The sequence below is a fragment of the Lysinibacillus sp. NPDC092081 genome, from assembly GCF_044755845.1.
Lineage (GTDB): Bacteria > Bacillota > Bacilli > Bacillales_A > Planococcaceae > Lysinibacillus.
In genome coordinates this window covers 17699-30737 of record NZ_JBIVRU010000012.1, presented here as the reverse complement: position 1 = coordinate 30737, position 13039 = coordinate 17699, and the positions used below count along the sequence as shown (strand labels likewise).

Below are 13039 nucleotides of genomic sequence, written 5' to 3'. Positions count from 1 at the left end.
TTTTGTGACGAAGAAGGTATTTTTTGATAAACTAGCGGAAAGCAGAAGAATAAAGAGGGGATTTCAAGAATGAAAAAGAGCTTTTATTTGTATGTACTAACATTCAGAGGCGGGGATTGGTCAGACTCGAAGGTGCGATTTGCGGAGGGAATGTTCCACGAACATAATTTTCCGAAGCAGAGCACAGACTTTGATGAGCTTTCTTCATATGTTGAATCATATGCTACTGACAACTTGAAAATAGAAGTATTTGATGAGTTGTGGGCATTATATGTAGATCAAGCATGATATAAGTTGAAACAAGATAATTTATTTTAAGTTGCTAGACGTCTAGCATTGCGAAAATATGAGAAACACAGTATTATTTATAGTGATAACTGACAGAAAAGAGGGATTGCAGTATGAGTATTCATATTAATGCAAAAAAAGGCGAAATCGCTGACACAATTTTACTTCCAGGAGATCCATTACGTGCAAAGTATATTGCTGAAACGTTTTTAGAAGATGTTACTTGCTATAACGAAGTCCGTAATATGTTTGGTTATACAGGTACGTACAAAGGTAAACGTATTTCTGTACAAGGTACTGGTATGGGCGTGCCTTCAATCTCGATTTACGCTACAGAATTAATGCAAGAATATGATGTTCAAAAATTAATCCGCGTAGGTACTTGTGGTGCAATTCAAAAAGATGTAAAAGTTCGTGACGTAATTTTAGCGCAAGCAGCAACATCTGATACACGTATGAACCAAATCATTTGGGGTGGCGCTATCGACTTCGCACCAATCTCTGACTTTGATTTATTATTAAAAGCATACAATGCAGGTAAAGATGCTGATTTAAACTTACAAGTAGGTAATATCTTCACAGCAGATTTGTTCTATTCTGATGAGCACCAAAACGAAAAATTAGCTCAATACGGCGTACTTGCTGTAGAAATGGAATCTGCAGCACTTTACACATTAGCTGCAAAATACGGTCGTAAAGCACTTTCTATCCTAACAGTAAGTGACCACATTCTAACTGGTGAAGTAACAACATCAGAAGAACGTCAAACTACATTCAATGATATGATCGTTGTAGCGTTAGAAGCAGCAATCCAAGAGTAAGGGTATCAAGGCTTTGTCAAAATAAGGCGAGAGACCAAAAGAGACCAAAGTGATTTTCATAGGTCATCGAAAAGGTCACTCGCCTTATCTTTTTGCAGTCTATCAATAGTGTGCATCTATCATGTGATTTGCAGGCTGTTTTTATCATTTCTTAAGTGAGCAAATATTGAAATTAACATTACCAGTTTAATCCTTTCTAGACTTTGGTTTTAACGGAGCATTTCGCATAATAGGATATGATAATAATAATGCTCCAACACTACATAAGCCTAATAAAGTCATCAATGTCATTCCCGAAGCATCTAAATCTAATCCTGAAAACCATTCCATACTAACGCTTAAATAGTTACCATAATATAAAACCATGAAAATAACTGACAACAACATAAGAATAATGATACTTTTCTGCATTCCTAAACGAAAGTTAATGCTATATAGTAGAAAAGACACCCCGAACAAAAAGAGTCCAAACATAAGATCAATCCATAAATAAGCAAAGAAATGATATCCATCTATTAAAAATAATCCAGGATGTAAAATGTTCGCTCCGATTTCCCAGTGAAGATATAAAGTTTTTAAAATATATTGCAATACATTTAGCAATATAATGCTTATAACAACTGCTAAAATACCCACACCATAATAGACTTTGAGCAATTGTACCCTCGTACTTCCCATCCCAACCGCAACTGGATACATTGATCTATATCCATTTATTCCAAATAATGCAATGAAGACATAAGCGGGACCTGAAATTGAGGCAACTACATCATCTCCAAGCCCAAATATATAGCCAATAAGGACCCACAACACCGTCAACGGAATAGTAATGTAGAGAAACATTAATTTACCTAAATAAAATAAGGCCTCCTCTGAGACTAAACGAAATGTTCCATATAAAGAATTCATCCTTATTCGGCCTCCTCAGTCTTATTTAACAAATAATCTTGTAATTTTACTTTTTCGATTGATAGTCCATGTAAAGATGCAATTTCTTTCCATTTTTCGTTAAAAGGTACATCAACCATCACTTTTAACCTAGATCCTAATTCACTTGCTTCTATTACATATTGTCCATCCGTCACTTTTTCGATCTTATTTTTGTCACCTACCAACCAGATTCCGCATTCTCTAATTTCATCTATCGGTTCATGTATGAATACTTCTTTATCATGAATAACAAGAATTGAATCACAGATCTGTTGAATTTCTTCAATATGATGGGTAGACACTAAAAACAATCTTGGATGCTGTTCCTGACTTTCTCGTATAATTTTATACATTTTCTTCCGCATATTTGCGTCTAATCCATTACTAGGTTCATCCAGAATCGTGATTTTCGCATTGCTAGAAATTCCAATGATAAACTGTAAAGCAGATTTCATCCCTTTTGATAACTTTGATATTTTCTTCTTTTCATCCAGCCTAAAGATCTTTAAGAGTCGATTAGCCATATCCATATTCCAATTAGAATAATAATACTGTCCAAATCGCAAAGAATCCTTTACATTCCAGATGGAACTAAATGGATGATCCTCTTGCATATAACATACAGATTGAACAACCTCTGCGCGATTATAGGGGGCCGTTCCCATGATCTCAACAATTCCTTTCTTTGGCTTGTCATGCCCAGCAAGAAGTTTCATAAGTGTCGTTTTTCCAGCTCCATTTCGCCCCCAAACTGCGGTAATCCCATTTTCCTTTTCTTTGAAAGAAATATCCTTAAGTATTGATTCCTCACCGTATCCATAGGTTACATTCTCAACTCGAATCAATTTTTCTCCTCCTCTTTTATTAATTTCACTACTGTCACAACACTCATTCCCAATCGCTTTGCTTCTTCTAGGAGTGGCAATATATATTCATTTCGATACTGTTTTTTCCTTTCGTCTAATAATTTTGTTTTAGCTCCTTCCATAACAAACATCCCAATCCCACGTTTTTTATATATGATTTCTTCATCGACCAAAGTCTGTAGTCCTTTTCTTACAGTTGCCCTGTTGATGTTATAAAAATTTGATAGTTCATTTTCAGATGGAACTTTTTCTCCTTCTTTTAAGTGTCCTTCAACAATGTCGTTTATTACGATTTGTGCAATTTGCTGAAAGATGGGTAGTGAATCATCTAATATTGGCTTCAACAAGAACACTCCTTTCTTTGCCTCAGTTTTGCTCATGTTGATTGTATGGTTGTATACTTGTGTAACCAACTGTACAATGATTGTTTAATTTTGTAAATAGGTATTTGTTCAATACATGGTTTCTTTAAGATTTTTTTCTGAAAAATAGGATGTGTCGATTACGCACAAAACACTGATCTATTCAATAATTTGAATGGATCAGTGTTTTTCACTTGAACAGGTTTAGAGTATTGCAATCTACAAAGTAGGGGACAAGTTTTTAGTAATGAAGAGATTTTAAATGACTTTGGAAAATGAATAAGAACATAAAATGGCTAGATTTTATTGCTTTCAGAAATCTACAAAGTTAAGGCAGGTTATGGAAAAACCTTTTTACAAACTTGATAGGCGATGATATTATGTATTAGGCGATGATTGCAAGTGGAGAGAATTCTTTCCTAGAACTAATGAATATTCTCTTTAGATCTTTCGTTAATTAAAGAACGACAGAAGGTATAGTAAATACAGTGACTAATCTAATGTATGTGTTTTGTTTAATAGTGTGGGGGCTTAATTTTATTGCAGTGAAAATTCAAGGAACGCCAGTAAGCTTAGAATTATCCTTGACTTATCGGCTAGTTATTACTGCATTTTTATTTATTGCCCTAGTATTGTTTCTTAAGCCAAAAGGAGTACCTATAAGGAAAGATATACCGTTTATCATTGTGTTTGGTGTATGTAACTTTGCTTTAAGTTATTTATGCCTATATTACGCAACGATATTAAGCTCAGCAGCAATTGTCACATTAATCTTTTCATTAAAAGTGATATTGACGCCGCTAGCTCTTCGTATATTCTTAAAAGAGCAACTACATCCTCGTGTATTATTGGGCGGACTTCTAGGGGTGTTTGGTGTTTGTGTTCTCATTTATCCTTCTTTAAGTAATTTTTCTAGCTTTTCTGTTTTAAAAGGCATAATGATTGCTCTTTTAGGTACAGTGCTTACAGCAATTGGTGATGCAAGTTCTGCAAGGAACGCCAGAGTAAAGATTGACCCTATTTATTCTAATGCTATTGGTTTTACTGTAGGAAGTATTTTAATGTCAATCATTGTCTTGTTACAAGGACAAAAGATTGTCATTCCTACATCCATAACATACATAACAGCTTTATTGTACTTAACATTGATAGCCTCTTTCCTAGCATGGCTATTTTATTTAAAGCTTGTTGAAAGAATAGGTGCTGCCAAAAGCGGGTACATGGTCGCTTTATTTCCGGTAATTGGAGGTTTAGCCTCTGTTCTAATTGGAGAATCACCGCTTTCAATTTATTTGATAATAGGATGTCTATCTAGCTGTATAGGTGCAGCTATAGCTTTAGGATTTAGAATTCCCCGTAGAATTAAACAAACGTGATTCAAAACAATGGGTACAAATTAAATCAGATTACAGTAGACCGCTCAGAAATGGGTGGTTTTTGTATTTGTTATCTGCATCTTCTGTGGAGAACAAAGCTAACAGGCACGTCCAGTTTCCTTCCATTGGCTCTATATGCCATGTGTAAATGGAAATATTTGAATGGAATGAGGTATTATGGATCTGAAGGACAAACGTAAGATTTAGGGGGATTATATTTTGAAGAAGGCATTTAGTTTGCTATTTATAGTTCTTATATGCTGTTGTTTATTGTTTATGTGTAAAAGTGAAGTTAAAGCAACTTTTGTAGGTGTGATTGAAGAGGTGATAAACGATCGGGCAGCTTTTGTTTATGTAACTAAAGCTGAAAATGATGCGGTTTACGGAATTATTTATGTAAATCTAGCGAAGAATCCCGACGAAACATTTAAGGTTGGTGATAAGGTAAAAGTCGGTTATGATGGAACAGTCCAATATACAGCACCAATGGTAATTACTACACTTACTGTTGAATTAGTTGAGTAATATAATAGTACTATGTAATGTTACTGACCTGAGCCTTTTGTTCGTGGGTAGGTGTTTCCTATAGACAGCAAGTAAGAAGCAAAAATGTGATAGAAGCCATGACAGGTGATAACAGGTAAGCGATATTGATAAGCAAAATCATTCTAGTGTTTGCTCTTTCGGTCTTCAAGTATTGGCTTTTCAGAGGGATACAAAGCTATGTACAAATGGGGCGTCCCTATGAACATGTGGTAGATAACAAAGAGGCTGGGACATAACTAAATGGTTCCTTCATAAAGCCGAATAATCTCTAAATTAACAAAACACGATAAATAGAAAAACCGAACTATTCCGAAACACTTCATGAGCGTTTCATTGGATAGTTCGGTATTTTTGTTGGCTGAAACACTTTTGTCCCAGCCTCTAGAATATTGGATATATCAAAATTCATTTATTGTTTCGTCGGATTAAAAGTGTATCATTCGCACATCATTAATTCATTTTTGCAAAAGCTACAAGTGTTCCTTTGTCACAAGATTGGAAACCATTCTTTTCATAAAAATGACGGACATCAGGTGCTTCTTCTGTTAAAAGAACCTTTTGACGAACATCTTTATATTTTTCTAAAATATGATTCATCATATCAGTCGCGATGCCTCGATTTTGATGGCTATTCAATACTAAAATATCCTGTATATAAAGGATTGTAAGACCATCACCTACAACTCTTGTTAAACCAATTAATTGATCATTTTCCCATGCAGATAATACATAGATAGAGTTTAACAATGCTTGCTGTAATTGGTCTAAATCCTTTGTATAGGCATACCATTCTACATCCTCATATAGTGCTTTTAAATCGTTCATATCAATATACTTTTCTTCTTTAAATACAATTGTCATTTTACTTCCTCCTCAAAATTTTATTTTGAAGAGTGTAAACGTAATTTATCCACTGCCTTATACCTCCTTTCAAACTACTTCCACGTTCTTAAATAATTAATTGAATTATACTAAAATTCGAAATATATATCAACTTTACAATTTTTGTATTCTACTTATGATCATTCTTTCAATGAAAGTTAGAACAATAAACCGACCCAATTTATGGTATTGTAGGGGGGAGAAGGTATGGCAAATCTAAGAAATATCAAAAGATTCTATATGGTTCAAATTTCATTAAAAATATAAAACCTCTTACACACATTTTTTTACCACTTATTAGATGGAAAGGAGAAGTCGTGAAATTAAATGTTACAGTATGAACAGGAAAGAAATCATAAAAAACAAATAAGCACAAATCAAACAGCATATAGGTTTAGAAGTAGTATGGGGATTCTTTTATGTAAGAAGAAAGTAAAATCCGACAATAAAATTTAGGAGGTAGAAAGGTGCATAAAAAAACTTGGCTTATATTGATTTGTTTAGCTATTTTAATATCTGGTTATTCCGTTGTTCAATATTTTTTCATGGATGCGCATCAAGCAGGGTTTGTTAAATTGAAGCTTATGTTAAATTCAACATTGAGTTCGTTTTGGTACATAATGCTTTATTTGCATATCCTATTTGGTATAGTGGCTTTAGTCATTGGTCCCTTTACATTATTTTCGAGGTTTAGAGAAAAAAATATTAAACGTCATCGTATAATGGGGAAAATCTATATGATAGGTATTTTATTAGGCAGTGTTTCAGGGCTTTATTTAGCCTTTTATGCTACTGGAGGATTGGTGTCTCAGTTGGGGTTTGGTTTCTTATCTATATTTTGGCTGATAACCGCATTTCAAGCTCTTGCTAAAATTAAATATAAAAAAGTTCTTGATCATCAAAAGTGGATGATAAGAAATTATTCTTTAACCTTTGCAGCTGTCACATTAAGAATTTGGCTAGTTTTGTTTACTGTACTATTTGGATTTGAACATTTTAATCTTAGCTACTCTATAATCGCCTGGTTATGTTGGGTACCCAATTTAATCGTTGCAGAATGGTTTATACAACGAAAATCTAATATGATGAAGCGTCAGGAAAATGCGAATTTACAATTTTAAAAAACAAACAAAAATGGACTACTCTGTGATGAGTAGTCATTTTTGTTTGTTATATACTCTCACTATCATAAACTGAATTACAGACAGTCGTTTTAATATTAAATAGCGCATTTACTATTTTTACATAATCTAATATTATTTAATCTTTTTTGTATAATCAATTAAAATAAGCTTTTCGTTTATTTGATGTTGACCGATTTTTTTATAGCCAATTTTTTCGTAGAAGTGATGATTTCTACTATTTAAATGTGGTGTATCTAAAACCCATTCAACTGCTAAAGGAAATTCTCCTTCTACCAATTTCATTATCTGGCTACCAAGTCCTTTGTTTTGATATTTTTTTGATATGAATATTCTGTTTAACTTCTTTCAGCGGGTGTTCAAACATCCGCTGAAAGAAGTTAAAGCCTCCGGCGGATGTCACAGGAATCGGAAAGGAGTTCTTTGTGCAAGCACAAAGCCGATTCCGGACGCAATTATGCCGAGGCATCATTGATTCGATATTTGTTATCTTTTAAATCACGCACATCTATACCCCCAATAATCTCATTATTGTGCCATATGGTATAGTGTATAAAGAGTTCAATTTTTCAAAGTAATCGTTCAATCGGTTCATTTACTGGACTTGTATCGTGGTCTTCATACTTTCTAAAATCATCTTCAAATGCTTCTTTCTGTATTTCTAAAAGAATTGGAGCTTCAATTTCACTGGTTCTTTTGATCACTATATTCATTAAAATCTCCCTTTTACTAAATCAAAAACTCAATTTTGTCAGTTGAATTTGTTTATCTGTCAGATGTTTTTCACAAAGACTTGTACATCTTTAATATTCGAAGTTAATGTGCCAAATTCCTTTATTTCCAATTTCAGGAACTAATAAAACATCCATTATGTTTTATAACAAACTTAAACAATGAAATAAACCTGCTCAATTTATACGTATTAGATTGAACAAAGGAAAAATAGTTGGAATGGTGATTGTTCTTTTGTTTGTAGGTGTGAAGAGGGGGCAATTTGACTAGCTTATGGGCATTTGCGTAGACTGTTATTGCTTTTATAGCATAACCTATATCGAAATCGAAAGGAGGAAAAATTATGCGATACGATTACGGGCATGGTGGCCATGGAGGACAACAAGGTGGGAGACATCCATATTACCCGGTAACTTCTCCAACTCATTTTTATCCGACTCAACACTATCCAACCCATCACTATCCAACCCATCATTACTACCCAATGCATTACTACCCAACACATACATCATATCCATCACATCCATCACATCATCGCCATCCGCACCACCACCATCACCAACATACGAACCCACGCTATTACTAATATACCTTTAAAAAAGAAACGACAATGTCTTTATAAAAGTCGGTCGTTCCAGTTCATATAAATAATTATTATAACCGGGAACAAATGGCATGCTTTATCTTATAAAAGTGTAAAAAGATGACTAAATTAAAACTTACAATATCCAGAAGCGACTATTGTTCATGAAGGCTTATATATAGAAGGGGTCATAGGAGGAAAATGATCCTTGCTAATAATTTTTGGAGGTAGGGATAACTTAGTTTACCCTATAAATGAGCCTCAAAGTGTGGTATTGAATATTATGTATGAATAGCATGAGGCTAGTGCCGACAATATTTATAAATAAAATATAGAGAATGAATATTTGTTAGCACTAGTTTATGATAAGCTTTCATTGGATGTTTTGTTGGAAAATTTAAAGAGGCTAGATTATAGGGCAAAGTCATTTTTTAAAGGGCTATGTAATAAATAGAGTTGAAAAAGGTCACTCTGTGGAAGTGACCTTGAATGAACAGGTGTTAGGCTAAAATATTTCACCCTGTTTATTAGTATTTTATGAAAGTAGCGCCGACAATAATTAAAAGAATGAACAGAACAACAATTAGAACAAATGTTGAACCGTTATTGCCACCTCCATAGCTATAACCTCCGTAGCAACAATTGTTGTTGTAATTGCCTACATTTCCGAAGCATCCCATGAAATATTCCTCCTTTCTATACCTATAATATGTATCGTTATAGAAAGTGGGAAAGGTATTTATCCAACAAAAAGTACCTTAGAATTAGAAATTTTGGAATATAATTAATACCTTAACGTACTTAGAGAAATAAAAAAGGGCCACCGTATGGAAGTGACCCTTAGTAACAATTCAAGGCGGTGTAGCTAAAAGATTAGCTTAATATATATTATGAAGAGATTACTACTTTTGTAGAGTGGAATGTCTTAGTAAAGAATTTAAAATTATAAATAGTTCACCTTCAATCGGTGATTTAAAATAGGAAGGACCAAGATAGCTTAAATGCCGTCTTGGTTATTTTTTTGTGTTACGAAAGTGAAAGTTCTACATAAGAAATTCAAAAAGTGATTTTAAACTAAAAGTATAAAAAATTTCCTTTAGTGCATCATAAAAAAGTATTATGGATGTTTTGTATCGAGTGACTAATTAGAATCAGATAAAGCATTTAGAGAGGTGAAAGGTTTAAAAAATGGATATCATCCTAGCGTTATTACCAGCTCTCTTTTGGGGAAGTATTGTATTATTTAACGTCAAGCTCGGTGGTGGACCCTACAGCCAAGTACTGGGAACAACATTTGGTGCACTTATTTTCTCTATAGGTATTTACTTTTTTGTAAAGCCCGAGTTATCTCCTATAGTGTTTGGAGTCGGAATTGTATCAGGTCTTTTTTGGGCATTAGGTCAGGTAAACCAATTGAAAAGTATTGATTTAATAGGGGTTTCCAAAACAATGCCCATTTCGACAGGGCTACAATTGGTATCAACAACTTTATTTGGCGTGATCGTGTTTCATGAATGGTCGACAACAATGTCGGTTATATTAGGTGTTCTTGCACTTATTAGTATCATCATTGGTATTGTTCTCACATCACTACCTAATCCAGAAGAGAAACAAGAAGAACACGGAAGCAATTTGAAAAAAGGAATTTTAATTTTACTTGTTTCTACTTTTGGATATTTAGTATATGTGGTTATTATACGCTTATTTAATGTAAGTGGATGGTCTGCATTATTGCCACAAGCAATCGGGATGGTAATAGGTGGGGTTTTATTAACGTTTAAGCATAAACCATTTAATAAATATGCGATTCGTAATATTATACCGGGTTTAATCTGGGCTGCCGGAAACATGTTTTTATTTATATCTCAGCCTCGTGTAGGGGTCGCAACGAGTTTTTCTCTTTCCCAAATGGGGATAGTCATTGCTACTTTAGGTGGAATTTTTATATTAGGTGAGAAAAAAACAAAAAAGCAATTCATAGCAATTATCATTGGGATTGTTTTTATAGTAGCTGCTGGGATTATGTTAGGGATTGCGAAAAGATAAAAAGGAGGGCCTTGTATGTATCCGGATTTAGAAGGAAAAGTTGTTGTAATTACAGGTGCTGCAACTGGACTAGGTAAAGCAATGGGCATGCGTTTCGCAGCAGAAAAAGCGAAAGTAGTGATAAATTATCGTTCCAATGAAGCGGATGTAAATGCTGTAGTGGAAGAGGTTAAAAAAGCCGGTGGGGAGGCCATTGCTGTACAAGGTGATGTTACAGTTGAAGCGGATGTCATCAATCTCGTTCAAACAGCTATAAAAGAGTTTGGGACACTCGATGTAATGATTAATAATGCGGGTATAGAAAATCCAGTAGCTTCTCATGAAATGCCGTTAAGCGATTGGAATAGAGTCATCAATACAAATTTAACAGGTGCGTTTTTAGGAAGTCGAGAAGCGATTAAATACTTCGTGGAGAACGATATTAAAGGTACTGTTATCAATATGTCCAGTGTTCATGAGAAAATTCCTTGGCCTTTATTCGTGCATTATGCCGCTAGTAAAGGGGGCATTAAGTTAATGACAGAAACATTAGCGTTAGAATATGCTCCAAAAGGAATTCGTGTTAATAACATCGGACCTGGAGCGATCAATACGCCTATAAATGCTGAGAAATTTGCAGATCCAGCAAAACGTGCAGATGTGGAAAGCATGGTCCCGATGGGGTATATCGGAAAACCAGAGGAAATTGCCGCAGTCGCAGTATGGCTAGCTTCATCACAGGCTAGTTATGTGACAGGAATTACTCTATTTGCGGATGGTGGAATGACTTTATATCCTGAATTCCAAGCTGGTCGTGGGTAAGTAAGTAGGTGTTAGCTAATACTAGGATTCATTTTTCATCATATTTTTAACCCCGTCCTAATTTAGAACGGGGTTATGCTTGTTTGAGCTTCTATTAATTTTCTAGTTATTGCAAGTTGGAAATTAGGCTTTTTCTACAAAATATCAGTTAGCGGTCGGTGTATTCTATCATCAGCTATAGTCTAACCTTAACCTCAGTGCCGTCCTTAGCTTTGACATCTACTAGCACGATGCCCTTATAATTTCTCAGTTCCTTGACAATAGGCTTTAGCGTTTTTTTCTCTATTAGCAGAAAAGTAAAGTCCAGATTTTTTCTTTCGAACTGCTCTTTTGTCCATTTGTTTACATGTTTCTGTAAAAAATTTGAAGACAAAATTGAAATAGCGATGTTTAAAAAAGCATATGGAATTGGGATTGTAAACCGAACGTCTTTTGCTTTCACTTTTACATGCATCATAAGCGAATCACTATTCAATGATGACCGAAACGGTATCCCCGTTTGCCGATTTAATATCAACAATTTGGCCATCTAATTCGTTTTCGATTGCTTCAATAATAAGGTTTATGTCTATATCTTTAACGTATTTTTCCGATTGAGGAATACTCGCTGCGATGCTGTGTCCAGCCATTAATACTACCTTGACAAGTTTTAAAGGCAAATTGACCGTGACGTTATCATTTTCAGCTGAGACAACACGAATTTTTAATGTTTTATCTAAATATTTAGTCGGCTCTTCAGAAAGCTTTTTAGCTGTTTCTTCTTTCTCTTTTAATACTTGAATCAGCTCTGATGCCTTTTCAGCATCAATCTTTCCTTCTTGAACCATTGTTAACACTCTTGAAATTTCCTCTTTCATGATAAATTCCTCCCTATTCCTCTTTTAAGAGCTTAATCGCTTCTTCTGGTGTAATTTCGCCATTTTCCAACATGGTGACAACATTTTTCTCGTCTACTTCATTTTTCTTCTTCTGCACATAGCCAAGGGATGAAATGATGTCTGTTAGCTTGCCTCGAACCGTTGGATACGAAATCCCTAGTTCTTTTTCAACTTCTTTGATATTCCCTCTACATGTTAAAAATACTTCCACAAAATGAAGCTGATCCTTTGATAAGGATGCTATCTTAGATAATTCAAACTCATTTTCAATCGTAGTGTGACAATGAGAGCACTGTAACTTTGTAATTTTTAATGTTTTACTGCAGACAGGACAATTTGTGATTACTTTATAAGCCATAATGAAATCCCTTCCTTTTAGTTGATTCGATTATATAATGAGGAATCGGAAATGTAAATAATGAAAATTAAAATTTTTTATTTAAAAAATCAATAATGTTAATTCGTTGTTTAATATTATTAATAGTCCGCTTTGGGGTTTTGAATTTATTTTCCTCTGAATAAATCTTGCTATCTAATACAATTCCCGTTCCATTCATAGGTATTATAAATAAATGACCAAATAATATCTCACCATCTGCTGGTAACCCTAATATGTCACAGTACCAATTTCGTGATTTTTCAATACTACTAACAGGAATAAAAATTGTTCCGACTTTATAGGATTCATAAATTCTACCTCCAAATATGAATATTAGTAAATATAAGATTAATTCGCTAAAAATTCCATTTTCCCTTGTACTATCACGTTTTTATGACCTTTACTTG

Annotated in this window: 18 protein-coding genes and 1 pseudogene; 8 read left to right on the top strand and 11 right to left on the bottom strand. The window is 34.1% G+C overall.

Annotation, left to right across the window (positions count from 1 at the left end; all coding sequences use genetic code 11):
• Positions 1–69: 69 nt before the first annotated feature.
• Both ACIQLB_RS16635 and deoD read left to right on the top strand, forming a co-directional pair.
• A complete protein-coding gene (locus tag ACIQLB_RS16635) occupies positions 70–288 on the top strand; it encodes a YozE family protein (RefSeq protein ID WP_400728014.1) in 219 nt (72 codons plus the stop codon).
• 113 nt (positions 289–401) lie between these two features.
• Complete coding sequence (gene deoD / locus ACIQLB_RS16630) at positions 402–1109, top strand: purine-nucleoside phosphorylase (RefSeq protein ID WP_400728011.1); 708 nt, start codon at positions 402–404, stop codon at positions 1107–1109.
• 186 nt (positions 1110–1295) lie between these two features.
• Here deoD and ACIQLB_RS16625 read toward each other — a convergent pair whose 3' ends face one another.
• The 3 genes from ACIQLB_RS16625 to ACIQLB_RS16615 are packed head-to-tail and all read right to left on the bottom strand — an operon-like array spanning position 1296 to position 3249.
• Positions 1296–2018 carry a hypothetical protein gene (locus ACIQLB_RS16625; protein WP_400728008.1) on the bottom strand — a complete coding sequence of 241 codons (723 nt, stop codon included), beginning with the start codon at positions 2016–2018 and terminating at the stop codon, positions 1296–1298.
• A gap of 2 nt (positions 2019–2020) precedes the next feature.
• The gene (locus ACIQLB_RS16620) at positions 2021–2884 is read right to left on the bottom strand and encodes an ATP-binding cassette domain-containing protein (protein WP_400728005.1); all 864 of its coding nucleotides are present in this window, start codon (positions 2882–2884) and stop codon (positions 2021–2023) included.
• Positions 2881–3249: a GntR family transcriptional regulator gene (locus ACIQLB_RS16615; protein WP_400728002.1), complete on the bottom strand. Its 369-nt coding sequence runs from the start codon at positions 3247–3249 to the stop codon at positions 2881–2883. The genes ACIQLB_RS16620 and ACIQLB_RS16615 overlap by 4 nt, the downstream gene beginning before the upstream one ends.
• 506 nt (positions 3250–3755) lie before the next feature.
• Between ACIQLB_RS16615 and ACIQLB_RS16610 the strand changes: the two genes are divergently transcribed.
• Together ACIQLB_RS16610 and ACIQLB_RS16605 are read left to right on the top strand one after the other, a co-directional pair.
• The gene (locus ACIQLB_RS16610) at positions 3756–4643 is read left to right on the top strand and encodes a DMT family transporter (RefSeq protein ID WP_400727999.1); all 888 of its coding nucleotides are present in this window, start codon (positions 3756–3758) and stop codon (positions 4641–4643) included.
• Between the two features lie 219 nt (positions 4644–4862).
• On the top strand, positions 4863–5168 hold the full coding sequence (locus ACIQLB_RS16605; protein ID WP_400727996.1) for a hypothetical protein: 306 nt from the start codon (positions 4863–4865) through the stop codon (positions 5166–5168).
• A gap of 471 nt (positions 5169–5639) precedes the next feature.
• On the opposite strand, the gene ACIQLB_RS16600 is transcribed toward ACIQLB_RS16605, so the two are convergent.
• Positions 5640–6050, bottom strand: coding sequence for a GNAT family N-acetyltransferase (locus tag ACIQLB_RS16600; RefSeq protein ID WP_400727993.1), 411 nt, complete (start codon positions 6048–6050; stop codon positions 5640–5642).
• 488 nt (positions 6051–6538) lie between these two features.
• Here ACIQLB_RS16600 and ACIQLB_RS16595 point away from each other — a divergent pair, with 488 nt between their 5' ends.
• The gene (locus tag ACIQLB_RS16595; protein ID WP_400727991.1) at positions 6539–7192 is read left to right on the top strand and encodes a DUF2306 domain-containing protein; all 654 of its coding nucleotides are present in this window, start codon (positions 6539–6541) and stop codon (positions 7190–7192) included.
• Between the two features lie 135 nt (positions 7193–7327).
• On the opposite strand, the gene ACIQLB_RS16590 is transcribed toward ACIQLB_RS16595, so the two are convergent.
• Positions 7328–7546: a GNAT family N-acetyltransferase gene (locus tag ACIQLB_RS16590; RefSeq protein ID WP_400728327.1), complete on the bottom strand. Its 219-nt coding sequence runs from the start codon at positions 7544–7546 to the stop codon at positions 7328–7330.
• 236 nt (positions 7547–7782) lie between these two features.
• Positions 7783–7926 (bottom strand): hypothetical protein, encoded by a 144-nt coding sequence (locus ACIQLB_RS16585; protein ID WP_400727988.1) that lies wholly within the window; start codon positions 7924–7926, stop codon positions 7783–7785.
• 362 nt (positions 7927–8288) lie between these two features.
• Here ACIQLB_RS16585 and ACIQLB_RS16580 point away from each other — a divergent pair, with 362 nt between their 5' ends.
• The gene (locus tag ACIQLB_RS16580; protein ID WP_400727986.1) at positions 8289–8531 is read left to right on the top strand and encodes a hypothetical protein; all 243 of its coding nucleotides are present in this window, start codon (positions 8289–8291) and stop codon (positions 8529–8531) included.
• Positions 8532–9055: 524 nt separating this feature from the next.
• Here the strand turns inward: ACIQLB_RS16580 and ACIQLB_RS16575 are convergent.
• Positions 9056–9208, bottom strand: coding sequence for a YjcZ family sporulation protein (locus tag ACIQLB_RS16575; protein WP_400727984.1), 153 nt, complete (start codon positions 9206–9208; stop codon positions 9056–9058).
• A gap of 508 nt (positions 9209–9716) precedes the next feature.
• Between ACIQLB_RS16575 and ACIQLB_RS16570 the strand changes: the two genes are divergently transcribed.
• Together ACIQLB_RS16570 and gdh are read left to right on the top strand one after the other, a co-directional pair.
• Positions 9717–10574, top strand: a complete 858-nt coding sequence (locus tag ACIQLB_RS16570) for a RhaT/GlcU family sugar-proton symporter (RefSeq protein ID WP_400727981.1) — start codon at positions 9717–9719, stop codon at positions 10572–10574.
• Positions 10575–10589: 15 nt separating this feature from the next.
• Positions 10590–11375, top strand: a complete 786-nt coding sequence (gene gdh, locus ACIQLB_RS16565) for a glucose 1-dehydrogenase (RefSeq protein WP_400727978.1) — start codon at positions 10590–10592, stop codon at positions 11373–11375.
• A 175-nt stretch (positions 11376–11550) separates the two neighbouring features.
• Here the strand turns inward: gdh and ACIQLB_RS16560 are convergent, their stop codons facing one another.
• The 4 genes and pseudogenes from ACIQLB_RS16560 to ACIQLB_RS16545 all read right to left on the bottom strand — a co-directional run.
• Positions 11551–11832, bottom strand: a complete 282-nt coding sequence (locus tag ACIQLB_RS16560; protein WP_400727975.1) for a hypothetical protein — start codon at positions 11830–11832, stop codon at positions 11551–11553.
• 10 nt (positions 11833–11842) lie between these two features.
• On the bottom strand, positions 11843–12232 hold the full coding sequence (locus ACIQLB_RS16555; RefSeq protein WP_400727973.1) for an SHOCT-like domain-containing protein: 390 nt from the start codon (positions 12230–12232) through the stop codon (positions 11843–11845).
• A gap of 13 nt (positions 12233–12245) precedes the next feature.
• Positions 12246–12611, bottom strand: coding sequence for a DUF2089 domain-containing protein (locus ACIQLB_RS16550; protein ID WP_400727970.1), 366 nt, complete (start codon positions 12609–12611; stop codon positions 12246–12248).
• Between the two features lie 118 nt (positions 12612–12729).
• Positions 12730–12945 (bottom strand): annotated as a pseudogene (locus tag ACIQLB_RS16545) (VOC family protein); the annotation flags it as partial.
• Between the last annotated feature and the right edge of the window lie 94 nt (positions 12946–13039).